This window comes from Algibacter sp. L3A6 (genome assembly GCF_009796825.1).
Lineage (GTDB): Bacteria > Bacteroidota > Bacteroidia > Flavobacteriales > Flavobacteriaceae > Algibacter.
Genome location: NZ_CP047030.1, coordinates 994,107 through 1,015,499, shown reverse-complemented (window position 1 = coordinate 1,015,499; position 21,393 = coordinate 994,107). Strand labels below are relative to the sequence as shown.

The 21,393-nt window shown below is 33.9% G+C and carries 17 protein-coding genes and 1 tRNA gene; 12 read left to right on the top strand and 6 right to left on the bottom strand.

Annotation, left to right across the window (positions count from 1 at the left end; genetic code table 11):
- Positions 1–62: 62 nt before the first annotated feature.
- Together fabD and lspA are read left to right on the top strand one after the other, a co-directional pair.
- Positions 63–956, top strand: coding sequence for an ACP S-malonyltransferase (gene fabD / locus GQR98_RS04270; protein WP_159018433.1), 894 nt, complete (start codon positions 63–65; stop codon positions 954–956).
- Positions 957–1,469: a signal peptidase II gene (lspA, locus tag GQR98_RS04265; protein ID WP_159018432.1), complete on the top strand. Its 513-nt coding sequence runs from the start codon at positions 957–959 to the stop codon at positions 1,467–1,469. It abuts the gene before it with no gap.
- A gap of 83 nt (positions 1,470–1,552) precedes the next feature.
- On the opposite strand, the gene GQR98_RS04260 is transcribed toward lspA, so the two are convergent.
- Positions 1,553–3,763 carry a M1 family metallopeptidase gene (locus GQR98_RS04260; RefSeq protein ID WP_159018431.1) on the bottom strand — a complete coding sequence of 737 codons (2,211 nt, stop codon included), beginning with the start codon at positions 3,761–3,763 and terminating at the stop codon, positions 1,553–1,555.
- 307 nt (positions 3,764–4,070) lie between these two features.
- On the opposite strand from GQR98_RS04260, the gene GQR98_RS04255 reads away from it, so the two are divergent.
- From GQR98_RS04255 to GQR98_RS04245, 3 genes are all read left to right on the top strand, one after another.
- Positions 4,071–4,601: an inorganic diphosphatase gene (locus tag GQR98_RS04255; RefSeq protein ID WP_042502653.1), complete on the top strand. Its 531-nt coding sequence runs from the start codon at positions 4,071–4,073 to the stop codon at positions 4,599–4,601.
- A gap of 129 nt (positions 4,602–4,730) precedes the next feature.
- A complete protein-coding gene (locus GQR98_RS04250) occupies positions 4,731–7,139 on the top strand; it encodes a sodium-translocating pyrophosphatase (RefSeq protein ID WP_159018430.1) in 2,409 nt (802 codons plus the stop codon).
- A 71-nt stretch (positions 7,140–7,210) separates the two neighbouring features.
- Positions 7,211–8,209, top strand: a complete 999-nt coding sequence (locus tag GQR98_RS04245; RefSeq protein WP_159018429.1) for an App1 family protein — start codon at positions 7,211–7,213, stop codon at positions 8,207–8,209.
- A 55-nt stretch (positions 8,210–8,264) separates the two neighbouring features.
- On the opposite strand, the gene GQR98_RS04240 is transcribed toward GQR98_RS04245, so the two are convergent.
- The gene (locus tag GQR98_RS04240; RefSeq protein WP_159018428.1) at positions 8,265–8,879 is read right to left on the bottom strand and encodes a deoxynucleoside kinase; all 615 of its coding nucleotides are present in this window, start codon (positions 8,877–8,879) and stop codon (positions 8,265–8,267) included.
- 4 nt (positions 8,880–8,883) lie between these two features.
- A complete protein-coding gene (locus GQR98_RS04235) occupies positions 8,884–9,663 on the bottom strand; it encodes a hypothetical protein (protein WP_159018427.1) in 780 nt (259 codons plus the stop codon).
- A 162-nt stretch (positions 9,664–9,825) separates the two neighbouring features.
- Between GQR98_RS04235 and GQR98_RS04230 the strand changes: the two genes are divergently transcribed.
- The 5 genes from GQR98_RS04230 to era all read left to right on the top strand — a co-directional run bounded on the left by GQR98_RS04230 (position 9,826) and on the right by era (position 15,729).
- Complete coding sequence (locus GQR98_RS04230; RefSeq protein ID WP_159018426.1) at positions 9,826–10,674, top strand: GLPGLI family protein; 849 nt, start codon at positions 9,826–9,828, stop codon at positions 10,672–10,674.
- A gap of 42 nt (positions 10,675–10,716) precedes the next feature.
- Complete coding sequence (locus GQR98_RS04225; protein WP_159018425.1) at positions 10,717–13,467, top strand: TonB-dependent receptor; 2,751 nt, start codon at positions 10,717–10,719, stop codon at positions 13,465–13,467.
- Between the two features lie 58 nt (positions 13,468–13,525).
- A tRNA-Tyr gene (locus tag GQR98_RS04220) sits at positions 13,526–13,607 on the top strand.
- A gap of 350 nt (positions 13,608–13,957) precedes the next feature.
- Complete coding sequence (locus GQR98_RS04215; RefSeq protein WP_159018424.1) at positions 13,958–14,683, top strand: FKBP-type peptidyl-prolyl cis-trans isomerase; 726 nt, start codon at positions 13,958–13,960, stop codon at positions 14,681–14,683.
- A 164-nt stretch (positions 14,684–14,847) separates the two neighbouring features.
- The gene (gene era / locus GQR98_RS04210; protein ID WP_042502661.1) at positions 14,848–15,729 is read left to right on the top strand and encodes a GTPase Era; all 882 of its coding nucleotides are present in this window, start codon (positions 14,848–14,850) and stop codon (positions 15,727–15,729) included.
- A 141-nt stretch (positions 15,730–15,870) separates the two neighbouring features.
- Here era and GQR98_RS04205 read toward each other — a convergent pair whose 3' ends face one another.
- Positions 15,871–16,368 carry a GTP-binding protein gene (locus GQR98_RS04205; RefSeq protein WP_159018423.1) on the bottom strand — a complete coding sequence of 166 codons (498 nt, stop codon included), beginning with the start codon at positions 16,366–16,368 and terminating at the stop codon, positions 15,871–15,873.
- A 97-nt stretch (positions 16,369–16,465) separates the two neighbouring features.
- On the opposite strand from GQR98_RS04205, the gene der reads away from it, so the two are divergent.
- Together der and GQR98_RS04195 are read left to right on the top strand one after the other, a co-directional pair.
- Positions 16,466–17,770, top strand: a complete 1,305-nt coding sequence (gene der, locus GQR98_RS04200) for a ribosome biogenesis GTPase Der (RefSeq protein WP_159018422.1) — start codon at positions 16,466–16,468, stop codon at positions 17,768–17,770.
- A gap of 79 nt (positions 17,771–17,849) precedes the next feature.
- Entirely contained in the window at positions 17,850–19,970 is a 2,121-nt protein-coding gene (locus tag GQR98_RS04195) for a M3 family metallopeptidase (RefSeq protein WP_159018421.1), read from the top strand.
- 79 nt (positions 19,971–20,049) lie between these two features.
- Here the strand turns inward: GQR98_RS04195 and GQR98_RS04190 are convergent, their stop codons facing one another.
- Positions 20,050–20,865: a TPM domain-containing protein gene (locus GQR98_RS04190; RefSeq protein WP_159018420.1), complete on the bottom strand. Its 816-nt coding sequence runs from the start codon at positions 20,863–20,865 to the stop codon at positions 20,050–20,052.
- A 48-nt stretch (positions 20,866–20,913) separates the two neighbouring features.
- A complete protein-coding gene (locus GQR98_RS04185; protein WP_159018419.1) occupies positions 20,914–21,354 on the bottom strand; it encodes a TPM domain-containing protein in 441 nt (146 codons plus the stop codon).
- Positions 21,355–21,393 lie beyond the last annotated feature (39 nt).

Here is a 21,393-nt window from a genome sequence, read left to right as displayed (position 1 = left end):
ATTAAAACCATTGATAATAGCCAATAATTACTATTTTTGCAACACTAATAAAAGAACTAATTATGAACGCATATATTTTTCCAGGCCAAGGGGCACAATTTTCAGGAATGGGTTTAGACCTTTATGAAAACTCTCCTTTAGCACAAAGTTTATTCGAAAAAGCTAATGAGATTTTAGGGTTTCCTATTACAGACATTATGTTTGAAGGAACTGCAGAAGCTTTAAAAGAAACTAAAGTAACACAACCCGCTATATTTTTACATTCAGTAATATTAGCAAAAACTTTAGGCGAAAGCTTTAAACCAGATATGGTTGCAGGACATTCTTTAGGTGAGTTTTCAGCATTAGTAGCTAGTGGTGCATTAACTTTTGAAGACGGATTAAAACTGGTGTCTCAACGTGCTATTGCGATGCAAAAAGCTTGTGAATTACAACCAAGTACTATGGCTGCCGTTTTAGGTTTAGAAGATGCTGTAGTAGAAAAAGTATGTGAAGAGATTGATGGTGTTGTTGTAGCTGCAAATTACAACTGCCCAGGTCAATTAGTGATTTCGGGAGAAGTTGAAGCAATAAACAAAGCTTGTGAGGCTTTAAAAGAAGCTGGAGCAAGACGTGCTTTAGTATTACCGGTCGGTGGAGCATTTCACTCACCAATGATGGAGCCAGCTCGTGAGGAGTTAGCCGCAGCTATAGAAAACACAACCTTTAGCAAACCAAATTGTCCAATTTATCAAAACGTAGCAGCAACTGCTATTACCGATGAGTCGGAAATAAAAGCAAATTTAATTTCACAACTTACAGCTCCTGTACGTTGGACACAATCTGTACAACAAATGATAGAAGACGGAGCTACTTTATTTACTGAAGTTGGCCCAGGTAAGGTTTTGCAAGGTTTAGTTAAAAAAATAAATAGAGCTTCGGAAACGGCTTCTGCAACGTTAGATACAAATAAGTAGATGAAACTTACAAAACGCTCAATTTACATTATTCTAGTCATTGTTTTAACCATTGCTGTCGATCAAATTTCGAAAATATGGGTTAGAAATACTATTGTTGGTCGTACAGATATTCATCCGGGTGAACGTATTTTTTTAATTGGAGATGCTTTTATTTTAATGAATGTTGAAAATACCGGTGCTTTTTTAGGTATGGGTAGCGATTTAAACCCAGCCTTAAGAATTATTTTATTATTAATTCTACCTATTGTTGTCTTAGCATTTGTACTTCGTCATATTTTAAAAGATACGAGTTTAGATAATCTATCACTTTTTGCTTTTGCTAGCATTATAGGTGGTGGTATTGCTAATGTTTACGATCGTGTGGTTTATGGTTCTGTAACCGATTTTTTCTTTATAGATTTAGGAGGTGTTTTTAGAACAGGTGTTTTTAATATGGCCGATTTATCGGTTACTACCGGAATGATAATTTTGGTAATTATGAGTTTTAAGAAGAAAGAAAAAGAAGCTTAAGGTTAAGCTGTATTTTAAGATTATAAAAAAAGCCAACTAAATAATTTAGTTGGCTTTTTTATGCGGTGTATTTTAAAACTGATTTAGTTTGATTTTTTTGCTTTAAAGCGATCGAAGTCGGAAGTTGAATCTGCTTTCGGGAATGTATTGTTACTCATATCTGTATCGGCAAGCTCAAAGTTAGGATCTAAATTTACCTTAACAACTGTTTTGGCTTTTACGAATGTCTTTTTAATTTCATATTCATTTCGTCTCCAAATTTGAGCAGGAATTCTATCAATTTCCGAAGAACCATCAGAGTAAATCCATTCAATAATAACAGGCATAATTAAGCCGCCTATATTTTTTACAGTAACCTCGTAAATGTTTTTACCAGAAAGTTGTTTGCGTAATTCTTTTTCATCTAAGCGAGATGTAAATTGACCATATCCTCGATCTGGTGTAGATGTCATATTTATAACTTGTGGTCCGTTCGAGAAATCTGTAAAAACATCCTCCGTCATTTCTGCTTCAGTATTATTGTTTTTAGAAGTTTTTGTGTTTTCCTCTTTTACTGTAAACCATTTTACATTATGTAGTTGTTGGTTAACGTGGTCGGTTGTAAAAAACCATCCTTTATAAAACCAATCTAAATCGGTAGCAGTTGCATCTTCTAAGGTTCTAAATAAATCTCCTGGGTTTGGATGTTTGTATTTCCAACGGTTAGCATATTCTCTGAAAGCTTCGTCAAATAAATCTTTACCTATAATAGAGTTACGTAACATTTGTAATCCTACAGTTGGTTTCATGTAGAAATTCGCTCCAAATTGGTTGAATAGTTCATTATCTGAATTTGTCATAATTGGGCGTAATATGTTTTTATCTCCCATCATAAAAGCAACAATTTTTTTCGGAGTTACGTGGCTGTAAGAAGGGTATCTTTCCTTTAAAGTACGTTGGTGTAAAAAGGTGTTTAATCCTTCGTCCATCCACATCCATTTACGCTCATCAGAACTTACAATCATAGGGAACCAATTGTGCCCTACTTCATGTATAATAGTACCAATCATGCTTGCTTTAGCTTTTTCGCTTATTTTACCATTTGTTGGGCGGCCTCCGTTGAAACTAATCATTGGGAATTCCATACCTATATTAGATGTGTTAACCGAAATAGCAACAGGATAAGGGTAATCGAAAGTAGCGTTAGAGTAAACCTCTAAGGCGTTTTTTACCGCTTTTGTAGAGACTTCTTGCCAAACAGGTAAGCCCTCTTTTGGGTAAAGTGACATAGCCATAACTGTATGGCTTGGTAGTTTTACAGCTTGTGCATCCCACATAAATTTTCTAGATGAAGCAAAAGCAAAATCACGTACATTTTCAGCTTTAAACTTCCAAGTTTTTTTATTGTTAGATTTTGTTTTCTTATTAAGGTCGGCTTCTTCTTCAGTAATAATGATTACCGGTTTGTCAAAAGAAGCTTTTGCTTGCTTTAAGCGTTTAAGTTGTGTTTTGTTTAATACAGATTCGCTGTTCTCTAACGTACCAGTTGCAGCAACAACATGATCGGCAGGTACTGTAATTTCAACATCGTAATCTCCAAATTCTAAAGCAAACTCACCAAGTTTTTGGAATTGTTGGTTTTGCCAACCTTCAGTATCGCTATATACGGCCATTCTAGGAAACCAATGTGCAATTAAAAAGGCACTGTTATCATCTTCCGGAAAGTATTCATACCCTTCTCGCGAAAGCGTATACATACTTCTGTCTGTTATTGGGTAAGACCACGAGATTGAAAAACTAATTTGTTCACCAGATTTTAAAGGCGCATTTAATTTAACCTTCATCATGGTGTTGTTAATCAATATTTTTAGGTTGTCCTTATTTGCATCCTTTACTTCTTTTATGGAGTAACCAGCGGGGAAATCGATAGCGCGGGTTAGAAATTGCATTTTTCTGGTGGTAATAAAATCTTTTACTTCATTATTAATACTACCAAAATCTTCGTTTTCTTTTTTGTTTACGTTTTGCTCTAATTGAAGCCATAAGTATGATAATTCATCTGGAGAATTGTTAAAATAGGTTATGGTTTCTTCCCCTGAAAGGGTGTTGGTTTTTTCGTCTATAGTCGCTTTAATGTTATAGTTAGCGCGTTGCTGCCAATAATCTCTGCCGGGAGCACCACTAGCTGTTCTGTAAGTGTTTGGTGGAGTAATTAAATTATCGATAGGTTCGAATTTACCTTGCCACGGTTGGGTTTGTGCCGTTAAATTGAAATTAACTAAAATAGTTATGATTAAAATTGGGAGTAGTCTCATATTATGACGCTTATATATCATTGGTTTTAAAAAAACACAAGATACTAATTATGGATAAGTTTTGTAATTAATGTAAGGGGTTTATGGAGAAATAGCCCGGATTTTCAAATAAAACACGAATTGAATTACAATGTGTATCTTTTTAATTCTTAATTAATATAAGGTAAAATTAGAATTAAGCTTTCAATTTAGTATTAAAACACGTGTTTTTATCTTGTTTACTGCTTTCGTGTTCAGTACATTTGTACCTTGATTACAGAAAATTAAGATTCTTCTCTTTTAGAAGAAAAATAAAATAAGATTTAATATGAGCAAGAAACAACAACCGTTAACTTTTGATGTTTTAATTGAAATACCTAAAGGGAGTAGAAATAAATACGAATACGATTTTACATTACACAAAATTCGTTTTGACCGTATGTTATTTTCTTCAATGATGTATCCTGGTGATTATGGATTTATTCCAGAAACTCTAGCGTTAGATAAAGACCCTTTAGATGTGCTAGTTTTAGGTCATCAGCCAACATTTCCAATGGTTGTAATGGAAGTTCGTCCAATTGGTGTGTTTTACATGACGGATGAAAAAGGACCAGACGAAAAAATTATTTGTGTACCAGTATCAGATCCTATTTGGAGTAACAAAATGGATATAGCTGATTTAAACCCACACAGATTAAAAGAAATAGAACATTTTTTCCAAGTTTATAAAGATTTAGAGAAGAAAAAAGTTGATACAGGTGGTTGGGGAAATGCTGAACAAGCAATTAAAATTTACCACGAATGTGTAGATCGTTATGATAAAAGCGAGCACAAGAAAAAACGCACTTTTACTATCTAATTAGTGTATTCTTAAAATATCGTAAAATAAATGAGTCATCTTTAACTAAAGGTGGCTTTTTTTATTAATTATATTTCCTTATTTTTAGCTTGGTAAAATTAACAACAACCAAAAAATCAACTAACTCTTATGGAATTAATAATCAAATTATTACCGCTCTTCGGGGTAGGTGCATTAGTGTTCGTCTTTATTAAAAGTGCTTGGGTGACTAAGCAGGACCAAGGCGATGAAAAAATGATTCGGATTGCCAAAAATATTGCCGATGGCGCCATGTCTTTTTTAAAAGCAGAATACAAAATTTTATCAATTTTTGTGGTAGCCGTAGCCATTTTGTTATACTTCAAGGGTATATCGGAAGTTGGATCGAGCGGTATTGTAGCCGTTTCGTTTGTTATTGGAGCTATATGTTCTGCACTTGCAGGATTTATAGGTATGAAGGTTGCTACCAAAGCGAATGTAAGAACCACACAAGCCGCTAGAACATCTTTGGGACGAGCTTTAGAAGTTGCCTTTGCTGGTGGTGCCGTAATGGGACTTGGAGTTGTAGGTTTAGGAATTTTAGGCTTAAGTGGCTTATTTATGATTTATCAAAACCTCTGGCCTGGTGCAGAAAATTTAGCGATGGTATTAAACGTACTTTCAGGGTTTTCATTGGGAGCTTCATCTATTGCTTTATTCGCTCGTGTTGGTGGTGGTATCTATACTAAAGCAGCCGATGTTGGTGCCGATCTTGTTGGTAAGGTTGAAGCAGGTATTCCTGAAGATCATCCATTAAACCCAGCAACTATTGCAGATAATGTTGGTGATAACGTTGGTGATGTTGCAGGTATGGGAGCCGATTTATTCGAATCTTACGTAGGGTCTATTATTGGTACTATGGTTTTAGGAGCATTTATTCTAACTCCAGATTTTAATGGTTTGGGTGCGGTGTATCTTCCTTTAGTTTTGGGAGCTGTTGGTATTGTAATGTCTATATTAGGAACCTTTTTTGTAAAAGTAAAAGATGGAGGAAATCCACAAACAGCATTAAACATTGGGGAATTTGGTTCTGCAGGTTTAATGGTTATAGCATCTTATTTTATTATTAATGCCTTGTTGCCAGAATCTGTAGAGGGATTGCCATTTGGAGCTATGGGTGTGTTTTGGGCAACTATTGCTGGTTTAGTCGCTGGTTTAGCTGTTGGTAAAGTAACAGAATATTATACGGCTACAGGAAAAAGACCAGTAATGTCTATAGTAGAACAATCGGAAACTGGAGCTGCAACAAATATTATTGCAGGTTTAGGTGTGGGGATGATGTCTACCGCTATTCCAATTCTTTTAATTGCTGCGGCTATTATTGTATCGCATCACTTTGCTGGATTATACGGTATTGCAATTGCAGCGGTTGGTATGTTAGCAAATACAGGTATTCAGTTAGCAGTAGATGCTTATGGACCAATTTGTGATAATGCTGGCGGGATTGCAGAAATGGCAGAGTTGCCAAGTGAAGTTCGTGAACGTACAGATAAACTAGATGCTGTGGGTAATACAACTGCAGCAGTAGGTAAAGGTTTTGCTATTGCTTCTGCTGCCTTAACAGCGTTAGCTTTATTTGCGGCTTTCATGAAAACGGCTAATGTAACTGCAATCGATGTATCTCAGCCAACAATCATGGCAGGGTTATTAGTTGGTGGTATGCTTCCATTTGTGTTTTCTGCTTTGTCAATGAATGCGGTTGGTCGTGCTGCGATGGCTATGATAGAAGAGGTGCGTCGTCAGTTTAGAGATATTCCGCAGTTAAAAGCGGCATTAGTAGTAATGCGTAAATACGATTCGGATATGACGAAGGCTACCAAAGAAGATCGTGCTATTTTTGATGCAGCCGATGGTTATGCTGAATACGATAAATGTGTAGATATTTCTACAAAGGCATCTATAAAAGAAATGGTTTTTCCTGGGTTACTAGCTATTGCAGTACCTGTTGCTGTTGGTTTTATAGGTGGAGCCGAAATGTTAGGTGGCCTTTTGGCGGGTGTAACCACTTGTGGTGTGCTTATGGCTATTTTTCAATCTAACGCTGGTGGTGCATGGGATAATGCTAAAAAAACTATAGAAGAGCAAGGTAAAAAGGGAACCGATGCACATAAAGCTGCTGTTGTGGGTGATACCGTTGGTGATCCTTTTAAAGATACCTCTGGACCATCATTAAACATTCTTTTAAAGTTGATGTCGGTTGTAGCTTTAGTTATTGCACCAAGTATAGCATTATCTAACGATAGTGTTGTGGCTCATGTAAATAATACAGAAGTTATAGAAAAAGTTGAGGTTAAAAAACAAGTGAATGTTGAAGTTCATAAAAATGAAGACGGTACTGTTAAAGCCATAGTGAAAACGGTAACTACAAAAAATGGAGAAGGTTCTACAACTTACGAGAATTTTGAAGGAACCAAAGATGAAGTAAAGAAAAGCCTTGCTGCTTTAGGTGAAGATGCTAAAGGTGTTTTAATTGAATTAGAAAAAGATATAAATAAAGTTGAAGAAGAGGTTTTAAATTAGGTTAGACTTCTTTTTTTAGTAATTTTGAAAAACCACGTGGAAGCGTGGTTTTTTGTATTTTTACAATCTATATGTTTAAAAAAGATCCTGTTCAAATTATAGCATTTCAAACTTACGGTACCAGCAACCGTGTGTATTTGCGTGGGCGAGCTATAGAAGATGAAAGTATTAATTTAGAACAAAAAAGTGTTTTAAAACTACTGATTAATGCTTGGAAACGTTTTGAAACAGATGAAGTAAAACATGCAGAACTCAGTGTTAGGCTCGGAGATGATCACGTGTTTTATACTAAAACCGACGAGAGAGGTTATTTTTTGCTAGATGAAACTGTTGATGATATTAGTAAATATCAGGATGATGAAGGTTGGGTTGAGTTTGAGTTTTCTTTTAAAAATAAAATTGTTAAACGTTTAATTCAATCAGAAAACAAGTTTTCTGCTCATATGCTTATTCCTTGTAAAAGTGCTGAATTTGGAGTTATTAGCGATATAGATGATACTATTTTACACACCGGTATTGTGTCTATGTTTAAATGGCGTGTGCTTTTTAATACGTTTTTAAAATCCGCAGGAAAGCGATTGCCTCTAGAAGGTGCCGCTGCATTTTATAAGTTATTACATAAAGGGAAAGAGGAACATGAAGCAAATCCTATTTTTTATGTAAGCCACAGTCCATGGAACTTGTATCGCTATTTAGATTATTTTTTAAAGCAAAATAATTTTCCAAACGGACCAATTATTCTTAGAAAGTTTCCGAGTGTTTTTAAAATAAAACCTAAAGACGAGAAGCCTGAGAAGCAAAAAGAGATTATTAATTTATTAAAATCTTACCCAGACTTAAAGTTTATTTTAATTGGTGATTGTGGGGAGCACGATCCCGATATTTATATTGAAATTGCTCAGGTATTCCCCAATAGAATTTTAGCTATTTATTTGCGCAGTGTAAAACACAAAAAGAAAATGCTACGTGTTTCTGGGTTGTTCAATGATTATAAAACGACACCTGTTTTATTGGTTGAAACTAGTGAGCAAGCTATTGAGCATGCTCGAAAAAGCGGATTTGTATTGTAATATTAACAATTAAACCTCAATTTAAAACAAATACATATATTGAAAACAGGTTGTTCTAAAACAGCCCGTTTATTTCAGCATCAATAGTATTTATTACAAAACCTAAATCTTCAGGTTTATCAACAAAATCTAAGTGATCTACATCAATTATTAAAAGTTTCCCTTTGTTGTAACCATGTATCCAAGCTTCGTAACGCTCGTTTAATCTACTTAAATAATCTATGCTTATAGAGTTTTCGTAATCACGACCGCGTTTATGTATTTGAGATACTAAATTAGGGATGGTGCTACGCAAATAAATTAATATGTCCGGACCTTGTACTAGAGATTCCATTAATTCGAAAAGCGATTTGTAGTTTTCAAAATCACGATTTGTCATTAAACCCATAGCGTGTAAGTTAGGTGCAAAAATATGAGCATCTTCGTATATAGTACGATCTTGTATAATGGCTTTTCCGCTTTCGCGAATTTGTAAAACTTGACGGAAACGACTATTTAAAAAATACACTTGCAGGTTAAAACTCCAGCGTTCCATTTGGTTGTAAAAGTCGTCTAGGTACGGGTTATCTACCACATCTTCTAATTGAGCTTCCCAATTGTAATGTTTTGCTAACAGTTTTGTGAGAGTGGTTTTTCCAGCGCCTATATTTCCGGCAATAGCAATATGCATAGTGTTATTTTATTTTTAAATGAAACTCGTATAAAGTTTTGTGGGTGTAAATATACAAGGTTTCATTGATTACAAAAAACTGATTTATTATTAAATTAGGAAGAAGAATAGGTGCAGGCTGTTCGTCGCTTTTATTGAGATAAAACAAGTTGCTTCCCTTCATGATCACCAAATTTTCATTGTCTGTCGCAATAGCAGTGTAACCGTTGTTATCTATTTTTTTTATTAAACTCCCAAAATAATTATAGGTGTATAGTTGGTTTTTAGTAAGTAACCAGCAATAATTAAAGTTGCTTTTTAAGTCTAAAACTTGGCTTTGCACGGGCTGTGTATATGCTCGAGATATTCTTAATTTATAATCGAAAAGTTCAAGTTTTTGGCTGTCTTGGTTAAAAATCCAAACGGTGTTATCATGCCCTGTGGAAGCGTGCGAAACATTTTTATAGTCGCTAATAGCATTAAAATCGGTTTTAAAAATTTCCGATAAGCGGTTGTCGAGAATTATTAGGGTGTTGAAATCTTTGTAAAAGAGATTAATTTTTAAAGGATTAAAAGTGTTAGCGCTCTCAATGTTTCCTAATTGTAAGTTGTTGTAGTTTAAAGTTTTATCTTCCTGGGTTTTATAAAGTACGTTGTTGTTTATATAGAATGAGGTGCCAAAATTATTAACGGAAACTAAGTACTCAGCATTCAGTAAGGTTTTTTTTATTAGCGTTGCTTCAATAGGTTCTTGAGAGAAAATTGAAAGGGTAAATAAAAAAAGTATTAATGTGGCGTGTTTCATTCGATTGGAAAATTACAAAAATTGAATCAATTTTTCAGGCATTAAAAACTGTATTTATTTTAAGATTATTTTAACACTTCAAGATTAAACTATTGGGTGTTTGTTTTAGTCTAAGCTAAAATTAAAGTTTAATTTTAGTAACAAAACAAAAATATAAGAATAATGAATTTTAAGATTTTAAAACCAGCATTAACTGCATGTTTACTTTTTGTAACGGTACTATCTTTTGCTCAAAAAGACTTTCAAGGTAAAGCATACTACGAGTCTAAAACTACTGTAGATATGAGTAATTTTGGTGGTGGACAACTAAGTGAAGAGCGTAAAAAAGAAATTGCTGGCCGAATGAAAAGTATGCTAGAGAAAACTTTTATTCTAACTTTTAACCAATCGGAATCTATATATAAGGAAGAAGAACGTTTAGAAGCACCAAGTACAGGTAGAGGTCCTCGTTTTGGAGCGATGAGTTTTACTGGTGGCGATCAATATAAAAATGTTAGAGACCAAGAGCTTTTACAAGAACAGGAGTTTTTTGGAAAACAGTTTTTAATAAAAGATGAATTACAACAGTTGAAATGGGAATTAGGTTCGGAAACTAAAACCATTGGGCAATATACTTGTTTTAAAGCTACAGCAGTAAAGGAAGCTTCGGAATTTGATATCAGTAACTTTGGAAGAAGACCATCTGGCGATGAAGATAAAAAGGATGAAGAAGAAAAGCCTAAAGAAATTATGGTTACAGCTTGGTATACACCTCAGATTCCTGTAAACCAAGGGCCTGATAAATATTGGGGGTTACCTGGTTTAATTCTAGAGATTAACGCAGATAAAACTACAATTCTGTGTTCTAAAATTGTTTTAAATCCTTCAGAAAAAGATGAAATGAAAGTGCCATCTAAAGGAAAAGAAGTAACACAAGCAGAATATGATGCCATTGTGAAGAAAAAAATGGAAGAAATGCAAGCTATGCGTGGCGGTCGAGGTGGAAATCGTGGCGGCGGCGGAAGACGCTAGTAACAATCATTTTATTATAGTAATTAATCGAAAATTTATTCTGTGAAAAATTTAATCGTTTTTGCGCTGCTTTTAGCGGTAAGTACAACCTTTGCTCAAGTTAAACTAGAAGGTGTTGTTAGAGATAGTATTGGTGAACCGTTAGAGTTAGCAAATGTTATTGCTATAAATCAAGATACGCAAAAGCTAGATGCTTATGGTATTACAAATCCAGATGGTCGTTACAAACTTTCAGTAGAGAAAAATGCCAGGTATAATATTCAAGTGAGTTATATAGGTATGAGAACGGGACAGGCTGAGGTTATTACCAAAGAAGGAGCAATGATTCAAGATTTTGTTTTAGTAGAAGATAATACGCTGGATGCCGTGGAGTTGGTTTACGAAATGCCTGTAACTATCAAGGGCGATACTATTGTTTATAATGCAGATTCTTTTAAGTCTGGTACAGAGCGAAAATTAGGTGATGTTTTAGATAAACTACCAGGTGTAGAGATTAACGATGATGGCGAAATAGAAGTAGAAGGCGTAAAGGTTGGTAAAGTTATGGTTGAAGGTAAAGAGTTTTTTGATGGAGACTCTAAACTAGCCACTCAAAACATTCCTGCAAATGCCATTGATAAAGTTGAGGTTCTTAAAAATTATGCCGAAGTTGGCCAATTAGGTGGAGTAACCAATAACCAAGATAACATTGCTATAAATATTAGACTTAAACAAGGTAAAAAGAATTTTTGGTTCGGAAATGTTACGGCTGGTGGTGGTACTTCAGATAATGATTTATTGTATTTATTTCAACCTAAGTTATTTTATTACAGCCCGGAATACAGTATAAATGTAATTGGAGATTTAAATAATATTGGAGAAATAGCGTTTACACGTCGCGATTATTTCAACTTTACAGGTGGTTTTAGATCGCCGAGTAGAAGTAGTGGAACAAACATAGATTTAGGTAGTAATAATTTAGGGTTCTTATCACTTCAGAATAATAGAGCTAAAAATATTAACACCAAATTCGGAGCTGCTAATTTTAGCTATTCGCCTAAATCAACTTTAGATTTAAGTGGTTTCGCCATTCTGTTAAGTAACCGAACAGATTTAACAGAAATTAGCGATGTGCAATTTTTGGATGATGCTTCTCGTGATGAAAATAAAGAAAGCAATACACGCCAACGTAGTGATATGGCTATGTTGAAGTTTAGTGCAAAGTATAAGCCAAACGGAAGTAATCAATTAGATTACGATGTGTTGGCAAGAACGTCTAAGGAGTCGCAAGATCAATTTGTATTATCATCTCGTGTTGGAGATGTTAGTGAGTTAGAAAGTTCTTCTCCTTTTAGTATCAATCAAAACTTAAATTATTACTACACTTTAAATGAAAAAAATATTTTTGCTTTAGAAGTGCAACATTTATGGCAAGATGAAGACCCTTTTTACAATGCTATTCTAGAAAACGACCCGACTAATAATGATAATGATTTAGACGATCCAATCAACCCGAGTGATGCTTACGATGATACGGCAAGTAATTTAGGTTTCGATAGAAATCAAATTCAATATGATATCAATCAGGATAAGCGCGTAAAATCTAATCAAATGGATGCTAAGGTTGATTACTGGAATATTATAAATCAAAAAAGTGATATTAATTTTACCGTTGGAACCATTTATAGTAAACAAGATTTCGATTCTAATATATTTCAAACTTTAGATAACGATACCGATTTTGACTCAACTCCAACTATTAACGATGGCTTGGATGTAAACGATATCGCTTACACGTTTACCGATGTTTATGCAGGAGCGCATTATCGCTTAAAATCTGGGATTTTTACATTTACGCCTGGTTTTTCTGCACATGCTTATAGTGCTAAAAATGACCAGTTTGATGTAAGTTATACTGATAATTTTTTTAGATTACTACCAGATTTTAATATGTTGATTCAGTTAAAAAAGAGTGAACGTATTATTTTTAATTACGATATGCAAACCAACTTTACCGATGTTAATCAATTAGCTAGAGGTTTAGTTTTAAACGATTATAGTTCGGTTTTTTCTGGGAATCAGGAGTTGGAAAGTGCTTTGGCTCATAACTTCAATTTATCGTATTTCAGTTTTAATATGTTTAATTACACCAATGTTTCGGCACGATTAAACTATAGTAAAACAGTAGATAGAATTAGAACAAATTCAGAATTACCTATCGGAAGTGTTATTAGAGTAAGTAGTCCTTACAATTCCAATCTAGCCGATGAAAGCGCTAGTGCTAATGCTCGAGTTCAAAAAACAATAGGTAAGTTTAGAGCAACAGCTACTGGTAATTTAAGTTACACTAATTACAACCAGCTTGTAAATAATTTGCCGTTTGCTAACGAAACCTATTCGCAAACCTATAGAGGCGAATTAAGAACTAATTTTAAAGAAGCTCCAAATTTTGAATTAGGGTATCGTTACAGCATTCAAGATAACGATCAAGGAACGCAAAGAACAAAGTTTTTTACTAAGGCGCCATCGATAGAATTTGATGCTTTAATCTTAAAAAGCTTCACTTTTAAGACCGATTATTCATATAATAACTTTTCAGATGAAGAAAAAACAATAAATTCTTATGAATTTTGGGATGCCTCTTTAGCTTATAAAAAAGATGAAGACAGCAAATGGGAATATGAAGTTAAAGCGACTAACTTATTAAATACCAGGTCTCAAAATCAAAGTAATGTGGGCACGATTTCTGTAAGTGCCACTGAATATTATATACAACCACGCTTCTTAACTTTTAGAATTCGATACGAATTGTAAAAAAAACGAAATTTGTTTTGTAGAATTGATAAACAGTAATATATTTGCGGTCAGTTTTGGGGAGATACTCAAGCGGCCAACGAGGGCAGACTGTAAATCTGCTGACTACGTCTTCGTAGGTTCGAATCCTACTCTCCCCACTTTAACCCGAAAAGTCTGCCTTGGCAGACTTTTTTGTTTTAAAAGTTTTTTCGAAATTTATTTCGGAAAATATTTTAAAACAAAAATGTAAAGCTGTGATAACAGCTTAGCTTTTCACTTTCACGAATTAGGAAATAGGATATTTAATCCTACTCTCCCCACTTTAAACCAAAAAGCCTGCTAATAGCAGGCTTTTTTATTTTATAAACTTTCTTCCTTAAATTAGGCATCATTTCTTAAATCCCGTGTACGTATAAGCTTAATGTTTTTTGTTAAATAGAGCTTAAAGCTATTTTGTAGCTATTATAATTTTATTACATTTGACTGCAAATTAATTTAACACAAAAAAATGAAAACAATTAAAGTTTTAAGCCTAGTTGCTCTTACAGCATTAATGGCATCTTGTAATAACACAGGAGTTACAAAAAAGCCTGTAAAAACAGAATTAGATTCAGTAAGTTATGCTATCGGTATGGACGTTGCTAGAAATGTAAAAACTAGTTTCTCTGAGTTTGATAACGAGTTGTTTATCCAAGGGTTTATGAACGCTATTGATTCTACTGATATTTTAATAGATCAAGCAGAAGCTCAAAAAGTAGTACAAGCTTATTTCCAAAAAAAGCAACAAGCTGATATTGCTAAACAAAAAGAAGAAGCTGCTAAAAAAGCAGAAGCTGAGTTTGGTGAAGTTAAATTAGCTGGTGAGAAATTTTTAGAAGAAAACAAATCTAAAGATGGTGTTCAAGTAACAGAAAGCGGATTACAATATATTGTTGAAGAAGAAGGGACAGGCGAAAAGCCAACAACAGCTTCTCAAGTAAAAGTACATTACCATGGTACGTTAACCGATGGAACTATTTTTGATAGTTCTGTAGATCGTGGAACTCCAGCTACTTTTGGTGTAACTCAAGTTATTCCAGGTTGGACAGAAGGTTTACAGTTAATGTCTGTAGGTTCTAAATATAAATTCTTTGTACCACAAGAATTAGGTTACGGAGCAACTCCAAGAGGTGGAAAAATTAAGCCTTTCGATGTTTTAGTATTCGATGTTGAATTATTAGAAATCGTTAAGTAATTTAAAACATATTCTTTTAATTATAGTGTTGAGGTTTTCAACTTATAATTAGAATGAAACGTTTAAATATATAAAAAAGACTGCCTGAAAATGGCAGTCTTTTTTGTTTTAGTAAATTCAAAAAAATAAAGGTTGTAACTTTGCAACTTAATAAATTGAAGACTATGAACCATAAAGCAGGTTTTGTAAATATTATTGGTAATCCAAACGTTGGAAAATCAACACTAATGAATGCCTTTATAGGTGAAAAATTATCTATCATCACTTCTAAGGCACAAACTACACGCCATAGAATTTTAGGTATTGTAAATGGAGACGATTTTCAGGTGGTATTAAGTGATACTCCTGGTATTATTAAGCCCGCTTACGAGTTGCAAGAATCTATGATGGGGTTTGTAAAATCGGCCTTTGAAGATGCAGATATATTAATTTATATGGTAGAAATTGGAGAGCAAGCTTTAAAAGATGAAGCGTTCTTTAATAAAATTAAAGCGTCTAAAATCCCTGTTTTATTACTTTTGAATAAAATTGATATATCAGATCAGGAACAATTAGAAACTCAAGTGCAACTTTGGGCAGAGAAAGTGCCAAATGCAGAAATTATTCCTATTTCGGCTTTACAAGGTTTTCAAGTGAAAGAAGTATTTCATAGAATTATCGAGTTATTGCCAGAATCGCCAGCTTTTTATCCAAAAGATCAATTAACGGATAAACCAGAGCGTTTCTTTATAAATGAAACTATTCGCGAAAAAATCCTTCTTCATTATAAAAAAGAAATTCCTTATGCTGTAGAAATAGAAACAGAGGAGTTTTTCGAGGAAGAAAAAATTATTAGAATGCGATCTGTAATTATGGTAGAGCGCGAAACTCAAAAAGGTATCATAATTGGCCATAAAGGCACAGCTTTAAAACGCGTAGGTGTAGAGGCTAGAAAAGATTTAGAAAAGTTTTTCGGTAAACAAATTCACTTAGAGCTGTATGTAAAAGTAAACAAAAACTGGAGAAGTAACCAAAAGCAGTTAAGACGTTTTGGATATAATCAGTAAAAGCTAACGTTATCTTTTTAATTAGGTAACCTTTAGTTAAAACTTGAACCGCATCTTTGTGCCATTCAAAACATTGGTATTTTGAAAAAGTTTGAGTTAGTTTAGTTTAAAAGCTTTGGTTGGTAGCAATTAGAGCTTTTTTTATGCCTTACAAATACTATTCATAAAATTATATAAGGCATTCATTTCCGTTTGGTTAGAAAATTTACTCACTCTACCAGCAAAGTACAGCGCAAACCAAATTCCTGTTAAAACAACCAAACCTATAATTTGTGTTTGGTAAGGAGCTTTTAAAGCCCAATTACTATAGGCCCAAATGCTAAACACAATAAAAAGCATGGCAATAGCAAAATGAAAAAACATAAACATGGTCCAAACGGTTGGGCTTGGCCCGAACAAACCACGCAATAAACTAGTGTTTTTATCCACTTCATTTATCTCTAAATGCAGTTGCGGCGACCAAAAATGTTGTTTTTCTTTAGGGAGTTTAATAAATACATGATCGTCAACTGTAGATACAATAAAATCAGACTGTAAGGTCTTGCTATCTTCAAAGTCCTTTAAAACCGAGGTGTTTGTTCTTGGTAGTTCCATTTTAAACCGAGGTCTAAGTACAATTTCGTTTAGTGGTGTATTCATAATTAATTCATTAGGAAAGTAAAATACTCTTTTCTATCGAACTAAACACTATCTTTGCAGCCGCTTACAGGATATGTAATGCATAAAAACAAAACTTATGAGTAATATAGTAGCAATAGTAGGAAGACCAAATGTTGGCAAATCAACTTTTTTCAATCGTTTAATACAACGTCGTGAGGCAATTGTAGATGCCGTTAGTGGTGTTACAAGAGACCGTCATTACGGTAAAAGTGATTGGAATGGTAAAGAATTTTCGTTAATTGATACCGGCGGATACGTTTTAGGTAGTGATGATGTTTTTGAAGCAGAAATTGATAAACAAGTTGAATTAGCAATAGATGAAGCCGATGCCATTATTTTTATGGTAGATGTTGAAACTGGTGTTACTGGAATGGATGAGGATGTTGCAGAGTTGTTACGTAAAGTAAACAAACCGGTTTTTCTTGTTGTAAATAAAGTTGATAACGGTAAACGTGCGGCAGATGCAGTAGAGTTTTATTCTTTAGGTTTAGGTGAATATTATACCATTGCAAGTATAAATGGTAGTGGAACCGGAGATCTATTAGATGCTTTAGTTGAAGCTTTACCTGAAAAGGAAGAAGTTGAAGAGCAAGTGTTACCTCGTTTTGCGGTAGTTGGCCGTCCTAATGCAGGAAAATCATCATTCATAAATGCTTTAATAGGAGAAGATAGATATATTGTTACAGATGTTGCAGGAACAACTCGTGACTCTATTGATACAAAATATAATCGTTTTGGATTCGAATTTAATTTAGTAGATACTGCTGGAATTAGAAGAAAGTCTAAAGTGAAAGAAGATTTAGAATTTTATTCTGTAATGCGATCTGTTCGTGCTATTGAGCATGCCGATGTATGTTTAGTCGTTTTAGATGCCACTCGTGGTTTCGATGGTCAGGTTCAAAATATTTTTTGGTTAGCACAAAGAAACAGAAAAGGTATTGTTATTCTTGTAAATAAGTGGGATTTAGTAGAGAAAGACCACAAATCTATGAAAGAGTACGAGCGCGTTATTAAACAACAAATGGAGCCCTTTACAGATGTACCTGTTGTTTTTATCTCTGTGTTAACAAAGCAACGTATTTTTAAAGCTATTGAAACAGCTGTTGAGGTTTACCATAACCGATCTAAAAAGATAAAAACAAGTAAGCTTAACGAGGTGTTTTTACCACTTATTGAAAACTACCCACCACCAGCATACAAAGCTAAATACGTTAAAATTAAATACATTATGCAGTTGCCAACACCGCAGCCGCAGTTTGCATTTTTCTGTAACTTACCACAATACGTAAAAGAACCTTACAAACGTTTTCTAGAAAACAAACTTCGTGAAAAGTTTGATTTTAAAGGTGTTCCGGTAAGCGTTTACATGCGTAAAAAGTAAATCAAAAACCAATAAATTTATAACGTTGTTTTTAGATTAAGTTATGTATTTTTATATACTAATAACTTAATCTAAAACAATGATAAATCACCTTACAAAGCATCATGCTATATGCTTGGTTCTTGTTAATGTTGTCTTATTTTCTTGTACGTCTAAAACCAAAGAAAAAATAGATGAGAACCAGAATCCTTTAGTTCAAAAAAGCACATTACAATATCAAGCACCTCAGTTTGATTTAATTAAAGATGAAGATTTTGTACCCGCTTTTAAAGAAGGTCTAAAATTACACGATTCCGAAATTGATGCAATAACCAATAATACAGCAACTCCAACATTCGAAAATACCGTTTTGGCTATCGAGTTAAGTGGAGAAGTTTTGGGTAGAGCAACAAATGTATTTTACAATCTTACAGGTTCTAGCACCAACCCTACATTACAAGCCATAGAGAAGGAGTATGCACCAATATTTTCATCGCACTCCGATGATATTTATCTTAATTCTAAAATTTATAATCGCATAAAAGCATTAGATCTTTCAACTTTAAAAGGTGAAGATTTAAAGTTAGTCGATTACTACTTAAAGCGTTTTGAAATGGCAGGCGCTAGTTTGTCTGCTGAAGACAAGGAAAAGATGATGGAAATTAATAAAAAACTTTCTGTTTTAAAAACTGAGTTTAATAGTAGGTTACTAAAAGCTCGTAAAGACGCGGCTTTGGTTGTAGATACTGCTGAAGAGCTTGATGGCTTAAGTCCTGATGATATTGAAAGAGCAAAACTTAAAGCTGAAGAAGCTGGACACGAAGGGAAATATATTCTTGGATTGTCTAATACTACTCAACAGCCTTTATTAGCTGTATTAAAAAATAGAGAAACACGTCAAAAATTATTTGAGGCTTCGTTTACAAGAGCTGAAAAGGGTAACGATGCCGATACTAGGCAAGTTGTTGAAGAGATAGCACTTTTACGTATGCAAAAAGCCCAATTAATGGGGAAGAAAAATTATGCTGAATGGAAACTTCAAAACCAAATGGCTAAAACTCCAGATCGTGCTTTAAATCTGTTATCAGAATTAGGCAAAGCATCTGTGGCTCAAGCAAAAAAAGAAGCAGCTAATATTCAAAGTATTATAGACGCTCAAAATGGTGGTTTTAAATTAGAACCATGGGATTGGAGTTTTTATGCAGAACAAGTTAAAAAAGCGAAGTACGATTTAGATCAAAAAGAACTTGAACCTTATTTCGAATTAAATTCGGTTTTAGAGAATGGTGTGTTTTATGCTGCGGAACGTATGTATGGTATCACGTTTAAAAAACGTACAGATTTACCGGTTTACAATCCAGATGTTATTACTTATGAAGTTTTTGATAAAGACGGATCTAGCTTAGCATTGTACTATTTAGATTTTTACACACGCGATACTAAAAAAGGTGGTGCTTGGATGAATAGTTTTGTTAATCAGTCTCATTATTTAAAGCAAAAACCAGTAATCGTTAATGTATTTAATTACATAAAACCTACTGAAGGTAACCCGAGCTTAATAAGTTTTGATAACGTAACCACTATGTTTCATGAGTTTGGCCATACATTACATGGTTTATTTGCTAACCAACAATATGTGTCTTTATCTGGTACAAGTGTGCCTAGAGATTATGTTGAGTTTCCTTCTCAAATAAATGAGCATGCGGCTTTAGAGCCAGATGTTTTAAAAAACTATGCAATACATTACGAAACTAAAGAAACCATTCCTCAGGCTTTAATTGATAAGTTAATGAAGGCTGAAATGTTTAATAAAGGTTATGATGTAACAGAATTATTAGCAGCATCTGTTATTGATATGATGTGGCATACTGTAGAAAACGAAGCAGATTTTAAACCTGTTTTAGAATTTGAAAAAGAAGCTTTAGCTAAAAACGGATTACTAGTAAGTGAAGTGCCATCTAGGTATCATACACCTTACTTTGCACATGTTTGGGGTAGTGGTTATTCTGCAGGATATTACGCTTACACGTGGAGTAAAACATTAGATTATAATACTTACGATTGGATTAAAGCAAACGGTGGTATGAATCGTGAAAATGGAGAACGTTTTAGAAAATATATATTATCTGTTGGTAATAGTGTTGACTTAAATAAAGCTTTTACCGATTTTGTTGGACATGATATGGAAGTAGATGCTTACATTAATAATGTAGGCTTCTAAAGAAGTAAGATTATTTGTTTTAATAAATATAGAAAAGGAGGGCGTTAATAAATGCCTTCCTTTTTTTTATGGAGTAAATTTACCAACCACCAGAAGCACCACCTCCGCCAAAGCCTCCACCACCGAAGCCTCCGCCAAAACCACCTCCGCTAGAGCTTCCGCCTCCAAAGCCACCACCAAAACCTCCAGAAGAGCCTCTTCGGTAGTTACCACGGCCTAAATTACTCAAAATAATAGCCTCGAGTATATCGGAACCTGCAGATCGATTTCCTCTATTGTTTCCGCCGCCACCTCCGCGTTTGTTTTTGGAAATAGAGATAAGGATAATAAAAAATATAAAAACCAATAACATAATAAAACCAACAGGAATACCTTCTTGGTTAGAGGATTGTCTTGTGCCTTTATATTCGCCAGTTAATACTTCAAAAATAGCATCGGCGCCCTTGTTTAATCCACCGTAATAATCATTCTGTTTAAAATATGGAATAATATCAAGGTTAATAATTCTTTTAGACATCGCATCGGTTAGTAAGTGCTCAACGCCGTACCCCGTGTTAATGGCAATACGTCTATCATCACGAGCTAGTAAAATAAGTACACCGTTATCTTCTTTCTCTTGTCCAATTTTCCAGGCTTGTCCCCATTTAGCACCTAAATAATTAATGTTTTCACCTCCGGTAGAAGCAATAATAGCTACTACTATTTGGGTTGAAGTCGTGTCGGAATATTTTATAAGTTTTTGTTCTAAGTTGCTTTTTTGTGATGCACTTAAAAGATTGTAGTAATCGTAAACACTTGTTTGAAAATCTGGTGTTTTGGGAATTTCATATTGTGCAAAAGAAAAGTTAGTGCATAAAAGTGTAGTGAGTAAAACAACGAAAAAAAGATTTTTCATTTTAAACTGCGACCGAATACTAGATACTGAGTGCTGCATGTTTTTGTACTATCCTTTTGAAATTTCGTTAGATAATTCGTCGATATCATCATGTTTCCAAGGGAAAAAAGATTCTAATTGTTCGCCGGCTTTTTGAATACCTTCAATAATACCTTGCTTAAAATTACCAGATTTAAAGTGCGATTGCATCACATCTTTTGTGCTGTCCCAAAAGTTTTTGGGAACTACTTTGTTTATACCTTCATCACCATAAATTACAAACGTTTTATCGTCTATAGCAACGTAAATAAGTACACCGTTTTGCAATTTTGTGTTGTCCATTTTTAAATAATGAAACACTTCTAAAGCACGATGTGTAGCATCTCCATTGGAAGTGTTTTCAATATGAACTCGTATTTCACCAGATGTATTTAATTCGGCTAAACGAATAGCTTCAACAATGTCTTGCTCTTCTTCGCTTGTTAAAAATGCTTCAACTTTATTAGACATGTTTGTATTATTTACTTTTGTGAAATATTAAATGTAATA